The sequence below is a fragment of the Paenibacillus sp. CH40 genome (assembly GCF_024213605.1).
Lineage (GTDB): Bacteria > Bacillota > Bacilli > Paenibacillales > Paenibacillaceae > Paenibacillus > Paenibacillus polymyxa_B.
This window is the reverse complement of the sequence record NZ_JANAVQ010000001.1, coordinates 249,226-273,533: the sequence shown is the minus strand read 5'-3', so window position 1 is coordinate 273,533 and position 24,308 is coordinate 249,226. Positions and strand designations below refer to the sequence as shown.

At 46.0% G+C, this 24,308-nt stretch carries 25 protein-coding genes; 5 read left to right on the top strand and 20 right to left on the bottom strand.

Features of this window, described 5'->3' with window-relative positions:
* Nucleotides 1–4: 4 nt before the first annotated feature.
* From NLX73_RS01155 to NLX73_RS01100, 12 genes are all read right to left on the bottom strand, one after another.
* Complete coding sequence (locus tag NLX73_RS01155; RefSeq protein WP_039274412.1) at nt 5–1,069, bottom strand: PAS domain-containing sensor histidine kinase; 1,065 nt, start codon at nt 1,067–1,069, stop codon at nt 5–7.
* A complete protein-coding gene (locus NLX73_RS01150) occupies nt 1,070–1,522 on the bottom strand; it encodes a GAF domain-containing protein (protein ID WP_029515512.1) in 453 nt (150 codons plus the stop codon).
* Between the two features lie 45 nt (nt 1,523–1,567).
* The gene (narI, locus tag NLX73_RS01145) at nt 1,568–2,251 is read right to left on the bottom strand and encodes a respiratory nitrate reductase subunit gamma (protein WP_081330765.1); all 684 of its coding nucleotides are present in this window, start codon (nt 2,249–2,251) and stop codon (nt 1,568–1,570) included.
* Nucleotides 2,251–2,817 (bottom strand): nitrate reductase molybdenum cofactor assembly chaperone, encoded by a 567-nt coding sequence (narJ, locus tag NLX73_RS01140; protein ID WP_039274409.1) that lies wholly within the window; start codon nt 2,815–2,817, stop codon nt 2,251–2,253. The genes narI and narJ overlap by 1 nt, the downstream gene beginning before the upstream one ends.
* A complete protein-coding gene (gene narH, locus NLX73_RS01135; protein ID WP_028542275.1) occupies nt 2,810–4,387 on the bottom strand; it encodes a nitrate reductase subunit beta in 1,578 nt (525 codons plus the stop codon). The genes narJ and narH overlap by 8 nt, the downstream gene beginning before the upstream one ends.
* Nucleotides 4,377–8,051 carry a nitrate reductase subunit alpha gene (locus NLX73_RS01130; protein ID WP_254325154.1) on the bottom strand — a complete coding sequence of 1,225 codons (3,675 nt, stop codon included), beginning with the start codon at nt 8,049–8,051 and terminating at the stop codon, nt 4,377–4,379. Before NLX73_RS01130 ends, narH begins: the two co-directional genes overlap by 11 nt.
* Before the next feature lie 198 nt (nt 8,052–8,249).
* The gene (gene modB / locus NLX73_RS01125) at nt 8,250–8,927 is read right to left on the bottom strand and encodes a molybdate ABC transporter permease subunit (RefSeq protein ID WP_254325153.1); all 678 of its coding nucleotides are present in this window, start codon (nt 8,925–8,927) and stop codon (nt 8,250–8,252) included.
* Complete coding sequence (gene modA / locus NLX73_RS01120; RefSeq protein ID WP_254325152.1) at nt 8,924–9,775, bottom strand: molybdate ABC transporter substrate-binding protein; 852 nt, start codon at nt 9,773–9,775, stop codon at nt 8,924–8,926. The genes modB and modA overlap by 4 nt, the downstream gene beginning before the upstream one ends.
* A gap of 29 nt (nt 9,776–9,804) precedes the next feature.
* Nucleotides 9,805–10,524 (bottom strand): iron-sulfur cluster repair di-iron protein, encoded by a 720-nt coding sequence (gene ric, locus NLX73_RS01115; protein ID WP_254325151.1) that lies wholly within the window; start codon nt 10,522–10,524, stop codon nt 9,805–9,807.
* Between the two features lie 109 nt (nt 10,525–10,633).
* Nucleotides 10,634–12,055, bottom strand: coding sequence for a protoporphyrinogen oxidase (hemG, locus tag NLX73_RS01110; RefSeq protein WP_254325150.1), 1,422 nt, complete (start codon nt 12,053–12,055; stop codon nt 10,634–10,636).
* Nucleotides 12,039–13,154, bottom strand: coding sequence for a TIGR04053 family radical SAM/SPASM domain-containing protein (locus NLX73_RS01105; protein ID WP_254325149.1), 1,116 nt, complete (start codon nt 13,152–13,154; stop codon nt 12,039–12,041). The genes hemG and NLX73_RS01105 overlap by 17 nt, the downstream gene beginning before the upstream one ends.
* Before the next feature lie 14 nt (nt 13,155–13,168).
* A complete protein-coding gene (locus tag NLX73_RS01100) occupies nt 13,169–13,957 on the bottom strand; it encodes a YwiC-like family protein (protein WP_254325148.1) in 789 nt (262 codons plus the stop codon).
* A gap of 169 nt (nt 13,958–14,126) precedes the next feature.
* On the opposite strand from NLX73_RS01100, the gene NLX73_RS01095 reads away from it, so the two are divergent.
* Nucleotides 14,127–14,549, top strand: a complete 423-nt coding sequence (locus tag NLX73_RS01095) for a hemerythrin domain-containing protein (RefSeq protein WP_025718091.1) — start codon at nt 14,127–14,129, stop codon at nt 14,547–14,549.
* A 29-nt stretch (nt 14,550–14,578) separates the two neighbouring features.
* On the opposite strand, the gene NLX73_RS01090 is transcribed toward NLX73_RS01095, so the two are convergent.
* The 5 genes from NLX73_RS01090 to NLX73_RS01070 form a co-directional block, all read right to left on the bottom strand.
* Entirely contained in the window at nt 14,579–15,376 is a 798-nt protein-coding gene (locus NLX73_RS01090) for a hypothetical protein (protein WP_254325147.1), read from the bottom strand.
* 78 nt (nt 15,377–15,454) lie between these two features.
* Entirely contained in the window at nt 15,455–15,922 is a 468-nt protein-coding gene (locus NLX73_RS01085) for a hypothetical protein (protein ID WP_039274394.1), read from the bottom strand.
* A gap of 20 nt (nt 15,923–15,942) precedes the next feature.
* Complete coding sequence (locus NLX73_RS01080; RefSeq protein WP_254325146.1) at nt 15,943–16,248, bottom strand: DUF6097 family protein; 306 nt, start codon at nt 16,246–16,248, stop codon at nt 15,943–15,945.
* A gap of 100 nt (nt 16,249–16,348) precedes the next feature.
* The gene (locus tag NLX73_RS01075; protein WP_254325145.1) at nt 16,349–17,059 is read right to left on the bottom strand and encodes a DUF1963 domain-containing protein; all 711 of its coding nucleotides are present in this window, start codon (nt 17,057–17,059) and stop codon (nt 16,349–16,351) included.
* A gap of 11 nt (nt 17,060–17,070) precedes the next feature.
* On the bottom strand, nt 17,071–17,649 hold the full coding sequence (locus NLX73_RS01070; RefSeq protein WP_254325144.1) for a cell division protein ZipA C-terminal FtsZ-binding domain-containing protein: 579 nt from the start codon (nt 17,647–17,649) through the stop codon (nt 17,071–17,073).
* 311 nt (nt 17,650–17,960) lie between these two features.
* Here NLX73_RS01070 and NLX73_RS01065 point away from each other — a divergent pair, with 311 nt between their 5' ends.
* The 4 genes from NLX73_RS01065 to NLX73_RS01050 all read left to right on the top strand — a co-directional run bounded on the left by NLX73_RS01065 (nt 17,961) and on the right by NLX73_RS01050 (nt 21,413).
* A complete protein-coding gene (locus NLX73_RS01065; RefSeq protein ID WP_254325676.1) occupies nt 17,961–18,707 on the top strand; it encodes an MORN repeat-containing protein in 747 nt (248 codons plus the stop codon).
* 272 nt (nt 18,708–18,979) lie between these two features.
* Entirely contained in the window at nt 18,980–20,065 is a 1,086-nt protein-coding gene (locus tag NLX73_RS01060) for a WXG100 family type VII secretion target (protein ID WP_069290106.1), read from the top strand.
* 33 nt (nt 20,066–20,098) lie between these two features.
* The gene (locus tag NLX73_RS01055) at nt 20,099–20,935 is read left to right on the top strand and encodes a hypothetical protein (RefSeq protein ID WP_254325143.1); all 837 of its coding nucleotides are present in this window, start codon (nt 20,099–20,101) and stop codon (nt 20,933–20,935) included.
* Nucleotides 20,928–21,413: a DUF5381 family protein gene (locus tag NLX73_RS01050; RefSeq protein WP_254325142.1), complete on the top strand. Its 486-nt coding sequence runs from the start codon at nt 20,928–20,930 to the stop codon at nt 21,411–21,413. Before NLX73_RS01055 ends, NLX73_RS01050 begins: the two co-directional genes overlap by 8 nt.
* A gap of 18 nt (nt 21,414–21,431) precedes the next feature.
* Here the strand turns inward: NLX73_RS01050 and NLX73_RS01045 are convergent, their stop codons facing one another.
* The 3 genes from NLX73_RS01045 to NLX73_RS01035 form a co-directional block, all read right to left on the bottom strand.
* Nucleotides 21,432–22,142, bottom strand: coding sequence for a 5'-methylthioadenosine/adenosylhomocysteine nucleosidase (locus tag NLX73_RS01045; protein ID WP_254325141.1), 711 nt, complete (start codon nt 22,140–22,142; stop codon nt 21,432–21,434).
* 42 nt (nt 22,143–22,184) lie between these two features.
* On the bottom strand, nt 22,185–23,360 hold the full coding sequence (locus tag NLX73_RS01040; RefSeq protein ID WP_254325140.1) for an aminotransferase class I/II-fold pyridoxal phosphate-dependent enzyme: 1,176 nt from the start codon (nt 23,358–23,360) through the stop codon (nt 22,185–22,187).
* A 69-nt stretch (nt 23,361–23,429) separates the two neighbouring features.
* Nucleotides 23,430–24,269, bottom strand: coding sequence for a MetQ/NlpA family ABC transporter substrate-binding protein (locus tag NLX73_RS01035; protein WP_053325891.1), 840 nt, complete (start codon nt 24,267–24,269; stop codon nt 23,430–23,432).
* Nucleotides 24,270–24,308: the final 39 nt, after the last annotated feature.

Sequence of the window (24,308 nt, the reverse complement as noted above, 5' to 3'; positions counted from 1 at the left end):
GTCTTTACTCCTCCTCATGTCCAATCGGAATTTTTAAAAATACTTTGGTTCCTTGACCAACATTTGAAAGAACGCCAAAACTTCCACCTACCAGTTCTGCTCTCTCCTGCATGCCATATAAACCAAGTCCCGTTCCAATAGGATTGCTCCCCTTTTCAAAGCCAACCCCATCGTCCTCTACAGTCAAACGAAGCGTATGATCGTGCTCAGACAAAGAAACTTTAACCATATCTACCTGGGCATACTTCAAGGCATTGAGAACAGCCTCCTGGCAGACACGGTAAATGACCGTTTCCTTTTCACTTCCATATCGCTTTTGGGGAAGATCCGACACAAATTCAACGACAAGACCAAAGCTTTGTTCAACCCTCTTAAAGTGGGAACGAAATGCCGCTTCAAGCCCAAAATCATCAAGTGTGGCGGGGCGTAGTTCCACAGACAGGTTGCGGATATCATCCAGCAATCGCGTCATGGATGCTTCAGTCTGCTTCATGTTTTTGATGAGCTGTTCATCATTCGTCATGTATTTTAACACCCGCAGCTCAACAACCGCACTCATCAATTCCTGGGCGACGCTGTCGTGCAGTTCCCTGGAAAGCCGTTTACGCTCATTTTCCTGCGCTTCAATGACATGCTTCATCATTTTGTTTTGATACAATTTTTCCTGCGTCTGAAATTGCGGAGTCAAGTCCCTCAACATCAACACCCTTGTTCCATGTTCAGAATCAATGGTGTGAAAAGAAGCGGCATAGGGGATCATTCCGTTGCTCTTTGTTTCCAGATAAACCTGAAAAGAAGCGAAATCCTTGGATTCTGGCATATTGAAATAACAATCAAGGCAGGTACGGGGCTCCGTTTCGCTTGTATAGCCCCTGCATGTTCCACACAAAGCTTTTTCCTTCCCTTCATAGAGTTGAATGAGGACGTCATCGCTCACAATCTCCTCCGCTGCCGGGTTCATAGCTAGGGTGTTCCCTTGCCCATCAAAAAAGAAAATGGCTTCTGTACTGTTCTCAAACAACTTCACCATTAGCGCATTCAAAGAGCCAGTCCCTACAGATAATGTCAATTACATCACTTCCTTCCCGTTCAACTCTCCAAATCCCCTATGCGCCAAAGCTTCCAAATCACGCATCATGGCTGCGGTCATCAGCAGTTCTTCCCGAAATCCACCAAGCAGTACGCCCGCGACGCGAGCATCATTCCATAGGGGAACAGCCCCGAGACTCTTGAGCTTCTCGGATTGAACGATCGGGTAGTTAAACAGGTTGTCTGCCCCCACATATTGATGAACAGATGGAATGAAAACGGATTTCCCAGTTTTGAACACGACTCCTGCTATGCCCTTTCCGGATTGCAGTACAATTCGCTTAAAGCGATCATTTAAATTACCGGCTGCATTTTTCCATTTAATTACGTATTGATATTCGGCCGGTTCAACCAGAGCAAGCGCCATGAAATCATAACCGAAATGTTCGCGTATTCGCTCAAGCTCCCTTTGATAATCCATCCTATTATTCATCGCTCTCTCCTAATAGAATTAGGAAAGAAGGCAGAGCCCGCTTTCCTAATTCGATTTATGTCTTCTGTAAAGGATATAACTTCTACGCACATAATTCAACGGAACACTCCACACATGTACAAGCCGGGTAAACGGCCAGAATGCAAAAATCGCAAAGGCCATAAGGATATGAAGCTTGAAGGACATCGGTACGTCTCTCATCAGTGTCGGGTCGACACGGAATATGAATAAACCGCGGAACCAGATTGAGATCGTCTCTCGATAATCGAATTCTGGCTGTACCGCATTCGTTACGAGAGTCGCAAACATCCCCATGCATACAATGGCCAAAAGCAATACGTTTACGATCAAATCAGACGCTGTACTTAAACGGCGCACATTGCGTATTGTAAAACGGCGAGAGGTGAGAATCAACATACCGAGGAACGTCATGGCTCCGAATATACCACCAATATAAACTGCCCCAATATGATACAGATGATCATTTACACCCAGTGCATGCATCCAGGTTTTCGGTATGCCCAGACCGGACACATGCCCCATAATAACCGGGATGATACCCAGGTGGAACAAGAGGCTTCCGATCATCAATTGTTTTTTTTCAATAAACTCACTTGATTTCGCTGTCCAATTGAACTGGTCGTTTCTGTAGCGGAAAATATGGCCTACAATAAAGACGACCACGCACATATAAGGGAAAATGACCCATAAAAACTGCTCTAGCATCATCATTGCGCGGCCGCCTCCTGTTCTACGCAAGCTTTAAGCGTTTCGCGCAGTCCCTTCACCAGATGAAAATACGGGCTTTCCATTTTTTCCAGCGCTTTAAGCAAATGATATGTGCCGTCTTCCAGGATCGCGATTGGCATGCGGAAGTTTTCTGTCGTCTTCGGATCTTGCGCCCATTCGGCGGCATACAGAAATTCACACATGAGCGGAAGGTAATCTGGCAGCTCTCCATCTGGCATTTCAAGACCGTACATCTCATATAGCACCTTTAACTTGACCAACATTTGTCCCCGTTCTTTTGCATCTTCGAATTTAAAGTAAGTCATATATAGTGCACAATTCTTTTGAAAATCAAAGGTTTCCGTATACATTTCCTGAATCTCTTCCATACTGAACTCTTGCATAAGGGACCAGTAGGTGTTCGCATACGTATATGCCGGATGGTTCGGATCAAACGATGCTTCCAGAAAAGCCGGATGAAAATCCAGCTTTTCTGGGTACATGAGTTGCTGAGCGAAAAACCCGAATGATGGCTTGCATTCATACAACTTCGCTACATTAATCACGCCAAATACCCCCGTAGAAGTTTTCTTCATACATTTCTTTGCCCGTTTTCAAAGGCTCTTCCATCCCCATCGAACTTGCCATACTACAGCCATCACATCCAGAGCCAGAACCCATGTTTCCCATGGTATCGCCGTAACCAGCAGATCCTTGAGCCCGGTACGGATTCGAATATCCTTCTTTATGCGATGTCGGAATGACGAAACGATCCTCATACTTGGCAATCGCCAGAAGTCGATACATCTGCTCAGTCTGCCGCGGTGTCATGCCGATGCGCTCAAGACGGCTTTCATCGAAAGATTGTCCTGTGGACTGGGCACGCATATAGGAGCGCATCATAGCCATTCGCTGCAAGGATTCCTTCACAGTTTGCGTGTCGCCCGCTGTCAGCATATTGGCAAGGTACTGAATAGGGGTGCGCATCTCTTCGATAGCCGGAAAGATCATATCGGGATTCTCAATCGAGTCTTTCCCTTCAAAGTAATTCATGATCGGACTAAGTGGTGGCACATACCAGACCATAGGTAATGTGCGGTATTCCGGATGAAGCGGGAATGCCAGCTTGTGCTCAATAGCAAGCTTGTAGACCGGCGAGTTCTGCGCTGCTTCAATCCAGTCCTCCGAGATACCGTCTTTTCTCGCTTGAGCAATCACTGCCGGATCACTTGGATCCATGAACAGGTCGCATTGCGCTTTATAAAGCTCTTTCTCATCCTGCGTAGAAGCGGCCTCAAGCACTCGATCCGCGTCATACAGCATAACGCCGAGGTAGCGAATTCGTCCTGTACATGTCTCGGAGCAGACTGTCGGCAGGCCGGCTTCCACACGTGGGAAACAGAAGGTACATTTTTCCGCTTTGTTCGTCTGCCAGTTAAAGTACACTTTTTTGTATGGGCAGCCCGTCATGCAATACCGCCAGCCACGGCAGGCTTCCTGATCCACGAGCACGATTCCGTCCTCGTCCCGTTTGTACATGGCGCCCGAAGGACATGACGCGACACAGCTTGGATTTAGGCAATGTTCGCAAAGCCGTGGGAGATAAACCATGAAAGACTTCTCAAAGTTAAATTTAATCTCTTCTTCGATTTTCTGAATATTTGGATCAAGCGGACCCGTTACATGCGCACCCGCCAGATCATCTTCCCAGTTTGGACCCCATTCCAAATCCATTTTTTCACCCGTTACCGCAGAATGCGCGCGTGCCACAGGTGAATGCTTCTGTTCGCCAGCGTTGGTCAGTTGCTCGTAATTATAAGTCCAGGGCTCATAATAATCTTTCATTTCCGGCATGTCTGGATTGTAAAAAATCTTACCCAGTGCTATCTTGGACAGCTTGTTGCCTGACTTCAGTTCCAGTTTCCCTTTGCGGAGCTGCCAGCCCCCTTTATATAATTCCTGATCTTCCCAGCGCTTCGGATAACCGATACCCGGTTTGGTTTCCACATTGTTAAACCACATATATTCCGCACCTTTGCGGTTCGTCCAGGTTGTTTTACAGGTCACGCTGCACGTATGACAGCCAATACACTTATCCAGGTTCATGACCATGGCAATTTGAGCTTTAATCTTCAAGCCAGTTAACCTCCTTCATTTTACGTACCGCAACGTACACATCACGCTGGTTGCCGATCGGACCATAATAGTTGAATCCATAACTAAGCTGAGCATATCCACCGACCATCTGGGTTGGTTTGAGATGAATTCTTGTAGGTGCGTTATGACTACCGCCGCGTGTATCCGTGATTTCGGAGCCTGGCACTTGAATGTGCTTATCCTGAGCATGGTACATGAACATCGTTCCTCTTGGCATCCGGTGGCTGACAACAGTCCGGGCCGTTACGACGCCGTTACGGTTGTATACCTCTACCCAGTCATTGTCGGCAAGATCGTGTGCCTCTGCGTCTTCGTTGTTGATCCACACCGTAGGACCTCCGCGAAACAGTGTAAGCATGTGCTGGTTATCCTGGTAGGTGGAGTGAATATTCCATTTACCGTGCGGTGTCAGATAACGGAGCACGAGTGAATCTTGCCCGCCTTTTATTTCCCGATCGCGAGGGCCGAACACCATTGGCGGCAGCGTCGGTTTGTAGATCGGCAATGATTCCCCAAATTGTTGGAAAATCTCATGATCAATATAGAAATGCTGTCTTCCCGTCAAAGTACGAAACGGAACGAGACGTTCAATATTCGTTGTAAATGGTGAATAACGGCGTCCCTTCTTGTTCGATCCAGTGAATACTGGTGTCGGTATAACTTCCCGTGGCTGTGCCGTTATACTTTGGAAAGTGATCCTTTCCGCTGCCCGATCGGCCGAGATATCTTTGAGTTCCACACCGTGAAGCTCTTCTGCCTGCTCATAAGCCTTTTGCGACACCCGTCCATTAGTCGCGGATGAAAGGTGAAGAATTGCATTGGCTACTTGGCGAGCTGTCTGGATTTTGGGCAGCCCGTCTTTAATGGATTCATCGTAATAAACTCCGTTCAACTTTTTCATTTCCTCATATTCGTCCGCTACGGAGAAGCTGACGCCATGCGCACCTGCTTTCCCACTAGTCAAATTCGGACCGAGTGAGATAAATTTATCGTGAATTTTAGTATAATCGCGTTCGATGATGCTGAAATTCGGCATGGTTTTACCCGGAGTCGCTTCAATCTCGCCCTTCGTCCAATCCTTTACAAGACCCATGGGCTGTGAAATTTCGCCTATACTATCGTGTGCAAGCGGCGCAGTCACAAGGTCTTTATATATGCCTGGCAGGTACTCTTTAGCCATATCCGAGAAGACTTCGGAAAGCTGGCGGTAAATATCCCAGTCCGCGCGAGATTCCCACAGAGGGTTAACAGCCGGATTAAACGGATGCACGAAAGGATGCATGTCTGTTGACGACAAGTCTGTTTTTTCGTACCAGGTTGCCGCCGGAAGCACGATGTCCGCGTACAATGGAGTTGTTGTCATCCGGAAATCAAGTGCAACCATCAAATCAAGCTTTCCTTCTACATCTTCTCTCCAGACAATTTCCTCAGGTTTCTGTTCTTCGTTCGGCCGGGCAAGCAAGGCATCAGATGCTCCGAGTAAATGTTTCATGAAATACTCTTGTCCCTTCGCCGAACTGGAAATCAGATTTGACCGCCAAACAAAGAGTGAACGCGGGAAGTTCTCGGCTGCCCCAGGATCTTCTACAGCGAAGCGTGTCTTACGTGATTTAATCTCTTCCACAGAATGATTGATGATGTCCTCGTTGGACTTCTTGCCTAATTGTGCAGCCTCTTCGGCGAACAGCAGACTGTTTTTATTAAACTGTGGATAAGAAGGCAGCCAACCCAGACGTGCTGCGAGCACGTTGTAGTCTGCTGGATGTCTGTAACTGACATCCCCGCCAATCGGTGACTTCAAGGTGTCTGTTCCACTTTCTTCGTAACGCCACTGCTCTGTTGCAAAGTAGAAAAACGATGTAGCATTTTGCTGCCGAGCCGCCCCTTGCCAGTCTTTTGCAAAAGCAATCGTTGACCAGCCTTCGATTGGGCGGAGCTTTTCTTGACCCACATAATGCGCCCAGCCTCCACCGTTTACACCTTGGGAAGCAGTCAACACGACAAGATTCAAGATGGACCGATAGATCGTGTCACTATTGAACCAGTGGTTGATACCCGCACCCATAATAATCATGGAGCGACCTTTAGTATCGATAGCATTTTGGGCAAATTCCCGAGCAATCTGTACCACAACAGACGCCTTCACACCTGTGATCTTCTCCTGCCAGGCAGGGGTATAATGCGAAGCTTCGTCGTAATAATTTTTGGCGTTATGAGGGCTGTCATTGCGTGCGACACCGTACTGGCTCATCATCAAATCGTACACAGTTGCTACGTAACGTTCCGAGCCATCTGCCAAGCGTACTTTTTGGGCCGGAATTACACGTTTGAACGTTCCATTACCGGCGTTATCAAAGTAAGGGAATACAATTTCTTCCCATTGCTCGCCATGACCTTCCACAGTGAGCGCGGGCTCAACCTTTGTTCCATCTTCCCGTTCCAGAATCAGGTTCCATTTCTTATCCTGCTCCCAGCGCTGTCCCATCGTACCGTTCGGGACCAGCATTTCCCCCGCCGCTTCGTCATATATGACCGGCTTCCAGTCCGCATGCGGCGAAGCATCCCCCAGGTCACTCGCCCGTAGAAAACGTCCACCTTTCCAGGCTCCCTCGTGTGGATCAAGCAGAATCATAAACGGCATATCCGTATATTGTTTGGCATAGTTAATAAACATCGGTTCTTGACGCTCTTTGTAAAACTCATCCAAAATAACATGCGTCATAGCCTGGGCTACGGCAGCATCTGTACCCGGATTTGGGGCAAGCCAGTTGTCAGCGAACTTCACATTCTCCGCCAAGTCGGGAGCCACTGATACGACTTTTGTTCCCTTATATCGTACTTCCGTCATAAAATGAGCGTCTGGCGTCCGGGTAAGCGGTACGTTCGATCCCCACATAATCAGGTAACCCGCATTGTACCAATCAGAAGATTCCGGTACATCCGTCTGCTCACCCCAAATTTGAGGAGATGAAGGAGGAAGATCGGCATACCAGTCATAAAAACTCAACATCTGCCCACCCAGTAGCGAAATGAATCGAGCTCCTGAAGCGTAGCTTATCATTGACATCGCCGGGATTGGCGTAAAGCCCGCGATCCGGTCAGGACCGTATTTACGAATGGTATAGATGAGTTGTGCCGAGATCAGACGCAGGACATCGTCCCAAGTGACACGGACATGACCGCCTTTTCCGCGAGCTGATTTGTAGAGCTTGGCTTTCTCCGGATCTTCCACAATGCTTGCCCATGCTTCCACCGGATTGGCATGCTCCTGGATGGCCGCCTGCCAAAGCCGCAACAGCTTACCGCGCATATAAGGATATTTCACGCGTAATGGACTGTATTCATACCAGGAAAATGTAGCCCCACGCGGGCATCCCCGCGGTTCAAATTCTGGCATATCTACACCGCAGGAAGGATAATCGATCTGTTGATTTTCCCAGGTAATGATGCCGTTTTTGACAAAAACCTTCCAACTACAGGAACCGGTGCAGTTCACTCCGTGAGTCGTCCGAACCACTTTGTCATGAGACCAACGCTGACGGTACACGTTTTCCCATTCTCTATTTTTTTCCTCAAGGATTGACCAATTTCCCGAATAGCTTTCGATCGGTTTAAAAAAGTTGAGGTTGTATTTCTTTTTCATCGATGACCAACACTCCTTTTTAGAAAGAATCATCCCAACGCAAGTTCCAAGGGAAGACTCATTCGCTTACTCTCATTATGTAATTCATTCATCTCTGTTCCCATTAGGGAATGTCCTATAGCGCTACAGGAAATCCCTCGTTCTATGGAAAGATACAAAAAAGCCTCCCCCTGCTAAAGGGAAGCTTGTATGAAGTAATTAATTGTTCTTTTGACCTGTTAACAGGAGCATGATAAAAGAAATGAGTATGATAGAGCATGTCCACGCCCACGCCATAGGAAGATGACCAGCATCCACTGCAATATAAATGGCCGTCGGAATCGTTTGTGTTTTACCCGGAATATTTCCGGCAATCATCAGCGTAGCACCAAATTCGCCCAGGCCGCGGGCAAAACCGAGTATGAAGGCAGCTTTAAAAGAAGGGAAAATTAAAGGGAAGGTGATGTATCGAAAAACCTGCCATTCACTTGCACCCATCGAACGTCCCGCGTTTTCCAAGTCCCGGTCAACAGAAGACAATCCCATTCTCAGCGTCCGATAGACTAGAGGAAAAGCTACTACCACCGCTGCTATAACCCCTGCCCACCACGAGAATATAATAGGCTCGCCAAACCATTGCTCCACAAACCGTCCGAACCCGCTTTTTCGTCCAAGTAATATGAGCAGTAAAAAACCAACAACCGTCGGTGGGAGTACCAAAGGCAGCATAAGCATGGTTTCAACGACCGTTTTCCCTTTAAATAATCCTAATCGCGACATTGACCATGCCACAAGCAAGCCTAATATGATTACCAGAATGCTGGATAACAGTGCAACCTGCAACGATAATCGGATAGGAGGCCAATATTCATTCCAATCTATATCTTGCATGCTCACTTCGGTATGGTAAATCCATACTTATCCATAATATTCAGAGATTCTTGCGATTGTAAGTATGCATAAAAGTCTTCGGCTTCTTGAATGTGCTTTGTAGCTTTGACAATCCCGATTGGATACTCAACAAGTGAATAGGTTTTGGGATTCACCTCAAAGGCGATTTTTGCCTTTTGTGAAGTCAATGCATCTGTTTTATATACAAATCCGACATCTGCATTCCCAGTTTCCACATATTGCAGCACTTGTCTAACGTCTTTCGCTTGAACCAGCTTGCTCTGTAACGTGTCCCAAAGCTTCGCTTTCGTCAGCGCTTCCTGTGCGTAGTTACCCGCTGGAACACTTTCAGGAATTCCGATCGCAACTTTCTTCACTTCTTTTTTTGTTAAATCGGTTACACTCGCGATGTTCATCGTCCCGTCTGCAGGGATAACCGCGACCAATTCGTTCGTCAGCCACGTTTTTTGTTTTTTCGTATCTATTAACTGCTGATCAACAAGGGACTTCATGTTTTTGGTCGAAGCGGACAAAAACAAATCCGACGGCGCTCCTTGCTCAATTTGTTTTTCCAACGCACCAGAGCCGCCGAAGTTAAAATTCAATTTGATGCCTGTATGGGTTGATTCGTATGAATGCTGAATTTCTTTGAGCGCATCCGTTAAACTTGCTGCTGCGGATATGGTAAGCTCAATAGTTTCAGCCGTTTTCGAAGATGTCTGGCTGGAAGATCCGTTCTGATCCGCACTGCCAACATTTGAATCTAGTTGTTGTTTCGTACCGCATCCTGATAATAATAAAATGATGGACATAACCAAAACGAAAACAGTGCTACTTTTAATTAATTTATGCATTTGGTTCGGCTCCTCATGTTAGTTCATCATCAATTAATCGGTTTCGCTATTAGCTGTGCCTGTCTCGTACGTTCGATCAGTGTACAATTTTCAAGTAGAATATGATTAAAAATATCTGCTTCCAGGTCTTCTAACCGCTTCAATACGAGTCGGTGCGTACCACAAGCTTCCTGCATCGGCTCAAAGCCGTTTGTGATCAAGCGCATTTCCTTCAGGAATTCCACCACCGTTTGATGTTCGTCTTGCAACTTGGACAAAATTGGATTCAACTCATCTGCTCGTTCCACTGTTGATTCTTGTAAAAATGCTTCAATCATCGGAAACACAAGGTCCTCCTCATTTTGAATATGTTCCGATAATTCCTGTTTAAGCAAGGTGAACAGTTCATTAACTCGCTTGAGATGCGAATAACGTTCACCGTGAACCCGCGTTAGTTTGGTTACATACGGCGTTAAGGCCGATAGTTCTTCCCGAAGCTTCGTATGATACTCATTTTGAATATAGGCGATTAGTTCTTTTGGTTCGAGTGAAGGAGGTTGCAATTGCTTATGCTGTGCCTGCTTTTCTTCCACTTCATGTATCTGCGTCAGCAGTTCACCAGCGTGGAGGCCTCGATTGGCTGCTGCTTCACGGAGCGATATTTCCCCTCCACAGCAGAAATCAATTCTCAGTTTGCGGAACAGATCTCCCGTTTTGGGTACTGCTTTCACGATGTCCGCCACCCATGTTTCTTCCGTTAACTGGCTCATCTTCCATTCCTCCATTTTACTTCGATTTTATACTCAACGTTCATTCTACGTCTCCCTTAAACCCGAACCAATCAGGGGGTTCCCTCTTTCACTAGTGGAAAGAGCCTGATTATAACAAATCAGAAAGCAACTGTTCAGCCGCTTCTTTCCCTTGAGCGATACAATCTGGAATTCCAACGCCCCCATAGCCGGCACCGCATAGAAAAACACCCGGTAAATACTGTGCGAAGTCCTGTCTCATCTTCGCCATATGCTCTTTGTGTCCAATCGGATATTGCGGCATCGATCGATCACACCTACTGACTTCAACGAATTCCGGTTCCGCTTCCAGGCCCATTAAATCTTTCAAATCTTTGCGCGCGGCATCCACAAGTTGATCGTCTGTCATCTGAATCCAATCCTGTGCGCCTGCATGTCCGATGTAGGTCCGTAAAAGCGTATATCCTTCAGGAGCAGTATGGCTCCACTTCGTCGAAGACCAAGTACATGCCGTAATCTTTTTGCCTTCTTTGCGAGGGACTAGAAATCCCGTTCCCTCAAAAGCAAAATTAAGATCTGTGTTTTTATAAGCAAGAGCAATATTGGCTACAGAAACATAGTGAATCTTGTGTAACCAGCTAGCACTTGCAACGCCGGAAAATAATGTAGCCGCTTCAAAAGCTGGAACAGCGCAGATCACCGCATCCGCATCTATTTTTTGTCCGTGTTCTAAAATGACCTGATAACCGCTTTCCTTCCTTACTTCAACTACACCTTGCCCCATAACAAAACGTACGGTATCCAGCCTTTCCTTTAGCCGCTCCACGATCGTAGATAATCCTAGCCGATAAGAAAGAAACATACTTTTCTTAGCGATATCCGGCAGTTTGTCTTGTACTGCTGGCTTTTTCCCCGCCCCTTTAGACATACCCTTAATCAAACTTCCATGCTTTTGTTCCATTAGTTTAAATTGAGGGAAAGTTGACATAAGGCTCAGAGAATGAGTATCCCCAGCGTAAATTCCAGACAGCAGAGGTTCTGTAATCTGGTCCAGAACTTCTTTGCCAAGACGCCGTTTGATAAAATCACCTAGAGATTCGTCCGCATCACCTTTCTTCGCCGGAATGATTAAATCCAGGGCTGCCCGTGCTTTTCCCAGTGGAGAAATAAGTCCTGTCCGAATGAAAGGGGTCAGCTTTGTTGGGATGCCCAGAATGAAGCCCATCGGCATCGTATGAAGTTTGCCCTTATGCAAAATGCAAGCAGATTTGGCTTTCGGGTTTGTCGATACCAGCTCTGCTTCCAGCCCCAACTCCATGGTCAGATCCAATATTGCCGTCTTTCTGGCCAAGAAAGCATCCGGTCCTTTTTCGATCATAAAATCGTTTTGGCGAACGGTTTGCAGCTTTCCTCCCAGACGTTCACTTTTCTCCACCAGTGTAATCTCCACTTCAAGCTGCCGATCCTCAGCCAGCTTTTTCACATAAAAGGCAGCACTTAAACCACTTATTCCTCCACCGAGAATAACGACTTTTTTAGAACTTTTTTTCATGAAAACACTTTTCCTCTCCAACCCCGGGTATATAAGCGCAATAAGGGTCACTCTCCAAATAGTCTCCTGTTATTGCAAAAGCCCTTGCTCTGGAGCCCCCACAGATGGCCTTGAATTCACAGATTCCACATTTACCTTTAAGTAGGGACTTATCTCTAAGATTCATCATGATCGGAGAGTTGCGATAAATATCTGCCAGGCTATCGTTTCGTACATTCCCGCACATAAGAGGCAGAAAACCGCTCGGGTATACTTCTCCGATATGACTAATAAAAACAAATCCATCTCCATCATTTACGCCTTTAGGAGCACGTCCTAAAACATCTGCCCTCTTTTGTCCGTCTGCTACACTGCTCTCACCTGCTTTGTGCTTTTGCTGCAGTACGACCCTCCGGTAGTGGGGAGCTTCTGTAGCCTTCACACCGTACGGCATCTGTTGCTGTATTTGATACAACCATTTCATTACGGCTTCATGCTCATCAGGAGTAATCATATCTTTCTCCATGCCACGTCCGGTTGGAACAAGGAAAAATAAACTCCATAACACGGCCTGCATTTCCTTTACCCTTTCTGCAATTTGCTCCAGATCATGGAGGTTGTACCGGGACACCGTAGTGTTCACTTGAATAGGGATATTCAGTTCCTTTAAATAACCAATTCCTCGCATGGTTGTATCGTAAGAACCCACCGTACCCCGAAAATGATCGTGAATGTCTGCACATGAACCGTCCAGACTAAAAGCCCACCGAGATAACCCAACTTGCTTTGCTTTTTCTACCGCTGCTCGTGTCACTTTAGGTGTGGCACTGGGGGTCATCGAAACCGACAGATTTTTCTCTTCAATTGCATATCGAGCCAGTTCAAACAGATCAGGACGCATCAAAGGATCTCCGCCTGTGAACACAACCAACGGATGATTCATTTCAGCGATTTGATCTATCAGCTTCTTACCTTCTTCTAGTGTCAGCTGGCGAGGATCAGGTTTGTACTGAGCTTCCGCTCTACAGTGAAGACACTTTAAAGCACAAGCTCGTGTAACCTCCCAGATGACTATAAACGGATCAGTATGATAATCACGCGGCGTTTTCAAAGATATCATTGATGTCTCTCCTTTTAGAAGTATAAAAACAACACAAAAACATAGAGCATCATTGAAAATCCAATTTCCGCCATGCCAACTTGTTTTGCCTTTAATCCGAGTTTAGGAAGCCATATGGCCCGTATCAAAAAAATCAAAAAAGGAATAAACAGAGGTAACTTTAAGCAAGTAGCAAACAACAAAATCACCAAATGATAGATGACGGAAGCATAATGGTAACGTATATTTTTTCTTTCACGAATGATCGTTTTGACATACAAAGCAGTTCCGATAAAGTAAAGCACCAAAAGTAAGAATAGCTCTGTTGCTACTCCCCAATCCTCTCCTCCCCCCATATAAATAACAGGGTATATAAAAGAACAAAAGAGTAGAATTGCAACAATGTCATTAAGTAAAGCACGTTCATTTTTCGTTTTTGCAAAATAAATATTAGCCATAAAAAAGAGCAATAAAAGAGCTCCATACCAGATCAAGGCAGGCTCAAACCATATCAGTGAAATTAACAAAGGAAGTAATATCACTCCGTATACAACGGCGGGTTTGCGGTATCTTTCACTGCTGCCTGTTTTGATCCATTGGAGGACAGGAAAACTGAATAAGTAGATAAAAAACCAGCACACAAATAGGGGGATATGAATGAGTTCTCCTCGAGAAGCAGCTAAACCGAATAAAAATGGAAGAATGAGCATGGCCCAAGCTCCATGTTGATTGGGTATGTATCTGCTCATCCCCTTCAAACCCTTGATCCTTTTTTCACAATCTTTTTTATGTCTGTTATTTCGGTTAATCGATTCATCATCCATTCCCCCAAGATTGAGTTTTATCTTCTAACTTCATTCTAAGTATTATATGAAATTGAACCAATTAGGGAGTTCCCTTTTCCTTAGGGGGGAAAATCCTAACCGGAAAAATAACGCTATTTTCTTATGCTATACTGTACTAAAAAAGGGTACAAAGAAAGGATGAACTGTTATGGGAGGACCTTCTTTACGTCAACTGCATGCTCATCATGCCATTCATCAAGGCGGGCTATCTGGCGCTCTAGATAAGACGAGAGAAGTAGAGGAATTACTCGAAGCAAAAGAATTCAAGGTGGCGCGCCAGGCTGCCGACCACTTGATCGAATATTGGGAAACCCGCATTCTTAGCCATGCTGATGCAGAAGAGGAAGGATTCTATCAGGAAATGGTCGAGAAAAAACCGGAACTGCAGGAGGCTGTCGTCAAACTTACACGGGATCATGATCTGCTCCGAATCATTGTAAAAGAGCTCAAAGCCATGATCCGTGAAGAAGGGCTTACGCCTGAAGTTCTTCAGCAGTTCCACGCGCTTCTGGTTGTCAATGCCATCCATAGTCGGGAAGAAGAACGTTTGTTGTTTGAGGAACCGTCATGATCAAGATGTGGCATAACGATTCACTTTCTCTATAAAAACGTACCGAAGAAATAGTCCAACGCCTCCTGCGAGTATCCGTCATCTCCTTGCCAAGCTGCTACGGAATAAAAATCATGATTGCCGTGCTGTCGTTTACGAGGCGTGTCCTGTGGAACCAGCAGTCCGGCATATCCCCACACCTCCATGACTACATCACGCTCGTTTTTGCTGGATGGAAACACATCCTTCCAGCGCTTTTCCAATTGACGTGCACTGCTTTGAGCATCACAGTTCTGAACAGCTTCGAGCATGTTATGAAGTATAGTCAGATCCTCATCGGAAATCTGAACAGCCTCTTCTTGACTGAACAATTCAAGGTCCATCCAGCAATACAGAAGGTGGTTCAGACGAATACCGCCCCATTTGATTCGTTCAAAATTCAGTACATTCAAATCTTCATTGACATATTCCTTATCAGACATCAATTTATTAAAATTACAATCCCCACAGCTACTGTAATTGGGCAAGACGACAGGCCGCTCCCCATAGGTGTGCAAAGGAAGCCCTGCGGTTAATGCCCAGCTCGATAAGGCGCTTCGTAAATGAACCTTTTTCGTGGAAAGACTGTGCAAAAACGCTGCTGCCACTCGCTCTTTTGTAGCCTTTTGCTGGTGCAGCTCATGCAGCCTGTTTATAATCTCGTTATGTGTAATGGTGATCGGATCGAACATCAAGCCCTTACTTTTGGCATATTCAAAATCCTCACCCGAAAAAGATCCCCGCTCCTGCTTCCAGCCGCTAGAGGACCAGAATGTGTTCATCAGTATTTTTTTCGCCTTTTTATCCACAACACATCTCCCTTACTCATCCAACACCCTCACCTTCAGCACAAAGCGCAGGGTTGTCGTGTATTTTATGTAAGATCACTATTCATCTTTATACTTAAAAGCAATGGCCGTATTTCCCGACCGGGGGTCAAAATAAGAAGAGATTTTCCCCCAGTTCAGTTCATATTCCATATAGGGGTAAGGCTTTGTTTGACGATAGCTTGGCTTTACGGACAAATGTTGCTGTAACAAACGATCATGCTCCCTTTGTCGCTTTCTCTCTCCTTCCTCAGACCAATTATCCCACGAAGTTGGAAATTCATCTCCCTGGAGCGAAATCTCCACGACAATTAGGTTTGTATCCTTAAAGCATACAGACACAAAAAAATGCCGACACAGCAAAGAAACCTGATCAAAATGATACCAGATGTAGTCATTCCCTAGCTTTCTTACAGAATGAAAATATTTCGAATACCAAGTGGTCTCTAACAACTGATCTTCCGTTAAAGATGAGTAGATAGCACGCTCACCATCGACCTGAATGATTCCCGATTCCCAGTCATTCATTGCTGTCACTCCTTCAGCTATTATGCCAATCTCCTACAGTTACTCTCTGTCCTCATTTGTCCACATGATTGAAAATGGCCTGCCAGCAATATGATCACAGATATGATCATAAGCATTGCATTGATTACTTTGTATTTGGCAAGCCCTCGCTGAAAAACGCGAGTTCCCGCATATTGCTCCAGCACGATGATTTGCTTGTGAAAATCATTTTCCACCTGCTCTACAGGCAGGTCGAGCTTCTGAATAAATGCATGTGCTTTCTTCAATTCGGATTGAATAAATAGACTACTCTGGATAGCAGAACCTAGCTGACCTAAAACATTCATATCTTTTCACTCCATTTTCGATAGCTTCTAAACTACGAGTATATTGGGTTGCCATGCTCTACAAAACGATCGGTTCCAGACTGCTCTCTAAATGAGCCTATTAGTAAAAATCAAAGTACCCCCGCCAGACTCCTTCATTCTGATGCTTGGCAAAATAAAAGCTGCCTCCATCCACAATATTCAATTGGGCTTTTGAATCTGAGGCAATCTGAAACACAAATTCATAGCCCTCGCCAAAGTCGATGCCTGGTTGAATAAAGCTGGGATAGCCACCGATTTTGTGAACCGCATATATTTCCTCTACGATGTCCTCAAAATAGTCGGGTTCCTCCTCGTCCATCTGGTTGAGAACATCGCCGTATTCCTCAGGGATATCTTCACCGTCCCAGACCGGATAATCTTTCTCTTTAAGTTCGGGGAACAGCGGAAATGCTTTGATTTGCATAAATGCCGGACCAAAATTTTTTTCAACCAAATCCTCTACCGACGTATACTCACGAATACACATATATCCTTCCATGTCCTCATGATCCAGTACATCGGGAGACAGGAAGACCGTCAACAGCTTGACACTGTGCATAGCTTCAGGGACAAAGGGCAAGGCAGGCAAATACAATTGCATGATCGGAGCCATAACATTCCCCTGTACATCAATGGGTTGTTCCTCCGTTGGCAAAGCCACTGTAACTCTACCAATCCAGCTCTGTTCAAGGGAACCCAACGGTCTGCGACCCCCTGTATGAAAAATAGTAGCTTTACGTTTTAGAATCGTTCTTAGCTTCTCAATAGAGTTGCTGGACAACGAAATCATTCCTTTCTAATCTAGAATAGAAACGCAACAACATCCTCGCCTGCTTTAAATCCAAACTCACTTAATCGATCTTCCATCTCTTGAATCTGATGTAGATAATCTTCCGGCATGGCTGGCAGACCCTGTTCATTCACTAATGTCCCGCCGAGTCTGGCGCGCGCATATTCGGCACTTTTCCACATTGCCTCAAACACAGTTTGCGGCTGCACGGTCCGTACCCCATCCATACTGAAAATCAAATCTGCAAAGCGAACCTCCGCGAGTGTACTCAACCCAAAAAAGCCAGGCTCGGTTCCCGTATGTACGCTAAATAGTTCATCATAGCCTCCCGGCCCGTGATGGTGTGCATGGAAAATATCCATATCTCCCCACTCCATTCCGAGGCTCAGCATGACATCCCAGATATCCGCTCCACGGTAAGATTGGCCTTGATCCGCCACCAGCCTAAGCATCACAGCGTGTTCCCTTTCACCTTCCTGATCTGTAAATGCTTTAAGTTTTTCCGCTTTTGTACGTACATGGGCAGCATCCTCCCGAGGAAGCACATGAACGGTGCCCTTCTCCTGAAAACGCGCTGGCAGTGTGTTCATAAAGTCTGCTGAATTCCACATCAATCAGCCAATAAATATTAGCATCAGGCTCCACTTGATGGATTCCTTTTATGGTCTTCAGAGGCTCATATTCCAACTCCACGGCAAGGATGCTAGATACATCCTCACTCCCATGTTCAGGTAAATTCATGAATCTCTCTCCTAACTAGCTGTTTTCACTTTACAGTTTCCTATAATTCTCAATCTATATTAAACTATAAATCACCAAGCACAAAATAGTATAAAAACGGTGCTGGGTTGTTGAACATAACTTTTTAGAATTTCAAAGCTTCGAAAGGGGAGAAATCATGATGCAAAAACTTTGGCAAAAAGGGAAAGCTCTGTCTCTGCCTATTATGGTGTCCGCATCGCTGATATCTGGAGCGCTGTCTGTAAGTACACCTGCGGCGAATGCGGCTGCAACCAAGGAATTGCTTCAGCTATCTGGTCAGACGACTTACTATGGAGAGGTTGAGAATGGGCAGCCCAACGGACGTGGTACGATCAAATGGAGCGAATATAAGCAGTATTCGGGTGATTTTGTGAATGGCAAGCGTTCAGGTACTGGAAAATATAAAAATCAATATACGGATGCAGATGGACAAAATCATAAAATCGTATACAACGGCACATGGAACAATGACACGATGAGCGGCAAGGGTACGCAGACTGAAAAAGTGACACAAATGGACGGAACCGTACGTTCGAACGAGATTCAAGTAGGTACTTTTCAGAACAATGGATTACAGAACGGCTACCAAGTGATCCACGCTGTGGCCGATCCAGACTACAGCTTCACTTATAAAAATGGAAAAGAAGTGTTAAATATCTTGCACAGTAATCAAGATCTGGTCCAAAGGTGGCAAAAAGGAGAGCTCTTCTCCGTAAATTATAAAAATGGCTCTGTCCAAAAGGAATACTCCATGTTCCCTGAAGAGACTGCTACCAAAGAACGACAAAGACAAGCGTCCATCAAGTATTTCAAAGGAATTACCGCCAAGGTCACTCCTCACTTGCAGCAGTTTGAAAAGCTGTCCAAGCAGATTCCGCTAAAATAATTAATACGACGCGAAACATGTATTAGCCTCTACGCAAGAAGGCCTCTCTTTCTAATGGAAAGCTCCATTTGAAAAGAGGGGCTTTTTTCGTTTTCGTTATGAATAACTTATAAGAACTTCGGATCATAACACCTCCTACTATTCTCCCTTATGAATCCTCAGGAACTCATACAAATGACTTATTTTTCACTTAAATCCCCTCCTTTTTTTGCTAACCCCCACTAGATTCACTAAAATATAAGTAATTATTTTAATCATCCGAGGTGGACATCATGGCTAAAATTATGGTTCCTCCTGAGAAACTAGAGGCGGTTTCCAGGCAGTTCGCACAGGCACGTGAGCTGGGGGCACAAATTTGCGGACAACTGTCACAGCATATTCAGATGTTGGAAAATAGCTGGGCAGGAACAACACAGCAGCGCTTTTATCAGGATTTTCATAAAGCTCGTGGACAAATGGATGCTTTCACTCAAACTGTCGGTTCTGTCAGCACAGAGCTGCGTTCCATTGCAGTAAAATTCAAGGAAACAGATACCCAAGCAGACACGGGTATTAATAAAGGAGATCACAGCGGACAGATCGGCAGCAGTGAAGGGACAACTTCCGGGAAAAAAGGACCCGATCCAGCAGATATAGCCATTAACAGCATTTCAGAAGCCAATAAATGGCGCGGGCAACTGGGATTTGCCGGAACAGCTATCTATAGCGGTCTGGCTTCCACACTTGTGCTCACCAAAACAGTAGAATTCAAGAAAAGTCTGAAGAATCCCACTCGAGCGGTTATACATAATGCGGCATGGGTGAAAGGCAAGGGTAACAATGCTTTTATGCGTAATTTAGGCAAAAGCCTAAACCGCCAATTCGCCAAACCCGGTATTGTGATGAAGGGGTTAAAGGGCTTTGATCGACTAGCTGGAAAGCTTCAAATGGGTAAGCTCGGCCTCGGATTCAATAAAGCCAACAGCTTTCCTCAGTGGACGCGGAACGTCATCGCCGGGGTGGAAAAAGGCCGATATGGCATAGCCACCCGCCAAATTCCCGGCATGATTGCCAAAAAGCTGTACCCTATTAATGCCACCATGAATATTGTGGGCGAGGGTATCAGTCTGGCTGGAAAATGGAAAAGCGGGAAGCTTACCGGAACGGATGTGGCTGTATCTGCTTCTAACGTAGCGATTAAAACCGCCGCAACTTATGGCGGTGCTGTCGCTTTGGGAGCCGTAGGCGGCGCTATCGGTGGTCCGGTCGGTGCAGCCGTCGGTGCTTATGTCGGCGGTACGGTGGGAAGCTGGGCAGGTGGAAAAGTCGCCAAATTCGCCGAAAAAGGGATACGTTGGGCCAGCAAACTATTTAAATGACATACACCTAACAGATGGAGAAGGAGCCTGACTATGGATAAACAAACGGTAATTTTAACGCTTGAGGAACTAGGCTTTGCCTTGACCGCACTGGGCGCAGAAGATATGGCTTCTGGTCTGCTCCAATCTTATTACGGGGAACTAACCGAAGATCGCTGGGAACTGCTTTTTCATGCTGCAACGCATAGCCTGATATCCAAGGGTCTGATGGAACAACGGGATGACGAGCAACAACAGCTCGAATTTGATGAGTTCATTGTTGAAATGCTAGCTCATCTGGTACAAAGTCGTCAGATGCTACGTGGCTACAAGGAGCAACAGGATAAGCAAAATACATTAACGATACACCATGGAAATGAACGTTTTCTGTATCATTTCTCCAGTCACAATGAACTCCATTTCTTTCGCTGGTCTTCCCCAGAAGACTGGCATCATGACATTGATCAATTGTTCGGCCTGCTTGCTTCGAACTTCAATGCGCACAGCCGATACGTCGATCTGACTGAAGAACAGTGGAATGAGTTAACCTCATCCAACTTCAGCATGCAGCAAATGACAACGTGGAAGCTTCATGAGTCGGCTCAACAAATAATACAAGACTGGCGAGAGGATTTTGATCGCAATCAGTGTAGCCTTGATAATTTGAGCCAAATGGTATACGCGGATACAGATGAAGATGGACCTTCCGTTACAAATCTGCTATTTGTTCTTAAAGGAACGAATGATGTGTGGATCGTAAGAAATACAGAACTGAACATGCAGGCCACTCCATGTCTGCGAATTGAAAGTATGACCGAAGCTGACTGGAGAGAACGGATAACATATTTCATTCAGGAGTTTGTACGCGACGAGGCGGTATTCCGTGGATAAAATTGTATATCGAAGATCTTTGGCATTTTGGAAGGCTATGGGCAGCTTGATGTTTGTGCTGATTTGTCTGTTTTTGCTGCTGCTCATTTTTATCGACAAAGATATCTCAGCTCTACAAATCTTCTTCTTTATTACGTCCGCCATTGTCGGACTTCCTTTTTTCGGTAGCTATCTTGTGGTTTGTTTGAGCAGAACGCTTCGTAAGGATACCTACCTGTTCATCTTTGACGAACACAGCATTTCCGATGGTATTCGAACTGTCCCATGGTCTGCAATCACTAAAGTCGAATTCGAAGGGGCCTCCATCCGCAAATGGCTGCGCCCTCGCTTTCCCGCCTTTATTTTTCATCTGAATGACCGCAGCACCTGGGAAGTCAGCACCGATTATGTGTTGAACGATATGGAGCTGAACCAAGCAGGGAAACAACTTCGAACTCTCATTAACCAGCATGGCAAGCCAAAGAAAAAACGTTCCTGAATAGTGCCATTGAATATATCAAAGCTTGTCTCTATCATATGCAGCTACAAGAGCCACAACCACTGCTGCCGAGTTGGCCGCAGCCAAATCAAGATTGGAGTCAAAAGAATCCGCCGCTTCTACACCGGCAAGATCAGACAAAGAACGGACAGCCAAAAATGGAACACCAAACTGGTACGCAGTCTGAACGACCGCGGCCCCTTCCATATCCGTCACTTTCGCTTCAGGAAACTGGCTACGGATAAAATGGGCGCGCTCAGCCTGGGAGATAAAAGAGTCTGCCGTCGTAATCAAACCGTTGACGATCTGCCCCTCAATCCTGATCTCCGCCAGCGCTTCTGTCGCAAAAGCAAGCAGCGCTGGATCGACAGGATAACTTGCCGGCATCTGTGGCACCTGTCCGTAGGTATAGCCGAACGCCGTTCCGTCCACATCGCTGTAAGTCAGCTCGGTCGCCACTACGACATCGCCAACATGCAGCGCTGGATCGAGCCCACCCGCAGATCCGGTATTAATGACAAGCTCCGGGCTAAATCGCTCAATCAACAGCGCCGTAGTCGAGGCTGCGTTCGCTTTGCCAATTCCTGATTGCAGCAGAATAACTTCCTTGCCCTCAAGCTGGCCCGTATAAAAAATCCCGTTCGCAATCTGGGTCCTCTTTATCCCTTCGATCTGCGCTTTCAAATCTGCTATTTCTTCCTCCATAGCTCCGATAATCGCTATACTCAAAGTTCTTTTCCCGCTCCCTCCATGAATTCCTTGTATTCCAGCTTATACTTGAAAAACACCCGTTGCTGCGATGCGCTGCACCGCCTCCAGCAGCCTTTCCTCACTGTTTACCAGACTGACCCGCACATGAGAAGCTCCTGCACGACCAAAGCCTTCTCCAGGAGCGACCGCAACATGCGCCTCGTCCAATAAAAAGTCTGCAAAGGAAGCAGATGTATACCCCTCTGGCACCTTAAACCAGGCAAAAAAAGACCCTTGGGGAGCAGCTACATCCCAGCCAATACCCCGTAACGCTGCAATGAGAACATCACGGCGCCGCTCATATAACGCCGCGAGCTCCCGTACCGGTTCCTGCGTGCCCAGCAATGCCACAGCTCCCGCATCCTGTACCGCTCCAAAAACAGTGCTGTAGGCATGCGTATGATAATGCTTGAGCGCACCAATGATGGACGAATTTCCCACTGCAAATCCGAAGCGCCATCCAGCCATGTTATACGTTTTGGAAGCCGTATACGTCTCGACGCCATACTCCTTGCCGCCGGGGATTTGCAATAAACTAATCGGCTTATGCCCGTCAAATACAAGAGCACCGTAAGCAAAATCATTCATAACCGGAAACTGGTACCGAGCGGCATAATTCAGCGTCTTTGTCAGGAAATCTGCAGTAGCTACTGCTCCAGTCGGATTGTTCGGATAATTAATCATGAGCAATTTGACCTGCTCTGCAATTTCTTCCGGCACGGTTGTATAATCAGGCAAGAAGCCATGCTTCTCATCAAGCGGAATCGTATGAATATGGGCTCTTGCCAGCGCAGCAGCGGAATAATATTGGGGATATGCCGGATCGGTAGTCAATAACCAATCACCTGGATTCAATAGCGCCTGTGGAATCCCCATTACGCCTATGGCTGAGCCGTTGAATATGGCAATCTCCCGGTCTGGATCCAGCTCCACGTGATACTCCCGTTTATAGAACGCGGCGACAGCCTCCAGCGTGCTTTTTTTTCCATGAAAAGGCGGATAGCCCTGATTGATCGGTTGATCGACCGCTTCCTTCAAAGTGCTGATGATATGCGCCGGTGTCGGCTGATCCGGGTTGCCGGCTGCCAAATTGATTACATCTATTCCCTTACTTTTATACAGATTCACCTTGTCATCCATTGCACTAAAATAGTTGTCAGGCAGAGCCTTGACGAGATCAGAGGATGAAAAAATCACGTTCATCTCCACCTTCTATCCATAAGATACAGGCTGACAACGTCAGCCCGCAGAAGATAATACCCCATATTATTTGAAATAGCTTGGCAGCTTGTAGCCTTCATAATCAGGATTCGATTGGATGTACTTTTGGAATTCATCTGAATGATATCCTTCAATAATGTCTTTGACGAAGGGCTTATCCTTGTTCTTGCTGTCCACAGCGACCACGTTCGTGAACGGATCTGTCATATTTTCAAGCTTTAATGCCGAGGTCAGCTTTATTCCATTCGATACAGCAAAGTTCCCTTGTATAGCCGCAAAATCAACATCCTCCAGTGCACGTGGCCCCTGTGCCGGGTCGGTAGCAACAAATTGCAGATGATGCGGATTAGAGGTGATGTCGTTCACCGAGGTTTGCAATGGATCAATATTGTCCTTTAACGTAATCCAGCCTACTTCCTTCAAAATATTCAGCGCACGCAGCATATTGACTGGCTCGTTGGGCAGGTTGATTTGGGCTCCCTCACTGATCTCGTCAAGGCTAGTATGCTTGCTGGAGTACAATCCCATCGGAGGAGTCGGAACCTGCACAGCACCAATCAGATCAATATTCTCCCGCTTATTCATAGAATCCAGGTAGAGCGAGTGCTGGAACACATTAGCATCAATATCCCCCTTAGCCACGGCTACATTGGGCTGAACACCGTCTGTAAACTCTTTATATGTAATCGTATAGCCTTTCTTCTCCAAATATGGAGCCACACCATTCTTAAACTGATCGCTATATGGACCGGGATTAAAGCTGATATGCAGTGTTTTCTTTTCTTCACCCGCAGCGTTGCCCGACGTATTCTTGCTGCCGCAGCCTGAAATAAAAAGCACAACTGCTCCCAGCAGCAATATAAATGAAATCCATGGTTTCTTCATTTTGATGTCTCCCCCTGCTCCTTGATATCATCTACTTTT

Bases quoted from the DNA above. Each gene is read 5' to 3' on its own strand.
- NLX73_RS01150 (WP_029515512.1), bottom strand. From the start codon at position 1,522: ATGAATAATAGGATGGATTATCAAAGGGAGCTTGAGCGAATACGCGAA.
- narI (WP_081330765.1), bottom strand. From the start codon at position 2,251: ATGATGCTAGAGCAGTTTTTATGGGTCATTTTCCCTTATATGTGCGTG.
- NLX73_RS01130 (WP_254325154.1), bottom strand. From the start codon at position 8,051: ATGAAAAAGAAATACAACCTCAACTTTTTTAAACCGATCGAAAGCTAT.
- modA (WP_254325152.1), bottom strand. From the start codon at position 9,775: ATGCATAAATTAATTAAAAGTAGCACTGTTTTCGTTTTGGTTATGTCC.
- ric (WP_254325151.1), bottom strand. From the start codon at position 10,524: ATGAGCCAGTTAACGGAAGAAACATGGGTGGCGGACATCGTGAAAGCA.
- hemG (WP_254325150.1), bottom strand. From the start codon at position 12,055: ATGAAAAAAAGTTCTAAAAAAGTCGTTATTCTCGGTGGAGGAATAAGT.
- NLX73_RS01105 (WP_254325149.1), bottom strand. From the start codon at position 13,154: ATGATATCTTTGAAAACGCCGCGTGATTATCATACTGATCCGTTTATA.
- NLX73_RS01100 (WP_254325148.1), bottom strand. From the start codon at position 13,957: ATGGATGATGAATCGATTAACCGAAATAACAGACATAAAAAAGATTGT.
- NLX73_RS01095 (WP_025718091.1), top strand. From the start codon at position 14,127: ATGGGAGGACCTTCTTTACGTCAACTGCATGCTCATCATGCCATTCAT.
- NLX73_RS01085 (WP_039274394.1), bottom strand. From the start codon at position 15,922: ATGAATGACTGGGAATCGGGAATCATTCAGGTCGATGGTGAGCGTGCT.
- NLX73_RS01080 (WP_254325146.1), bottom strand. From the start codon at position 16,248: ATGAATGTTTTAGGTCAGCTAGGTTCTGCTATCCAGAGTAGTCTATTT.
- NLX73_RS01075 (WP_254325145.1), bottom strand. From the start codon at position 17,059: ATGATTTCGTTGTCCAGCAACTCTATTGAGAAGCTAAGAACGATTCTA.
- NLX73_RS01070 (WP_254325144.1), bottom strand. From the start codon at position 17,649: ATGAACACACTGCCAGCGCGTTTTCAGGAGAAGGGCACCGTTCATGTG.
- NLX73_RS01065 (WP_254325676.1), top strand. From the start codon at position 17,961: ATGCAAAAACTTTGGCAAAAAGGGAAAGCTCTGTCTCTGCCTATTATG.
- NLX73_RS01060 (WP_069290106.1), top strand. From the start codon at position 18,980: ATGGCTAAAATTATGGTTCCTCCTGAGAAACTAGAGGCGGTTTCCAGG.
- NLX73_RS01055 (WP_254325143.1), top strand. From the start codon at position 20,099: ATGGATAAACAAACGGTAATTTTAACGCTTGAGGAACTAGGCTTTGCC.
- NLX73_RS01035 (WP_053325891.1), bottom strand. From the start codon at position 24,269: ATGAAGAAACCATGGATTTCATTTATATTGCTGCTGGGAGCAGTTGTG.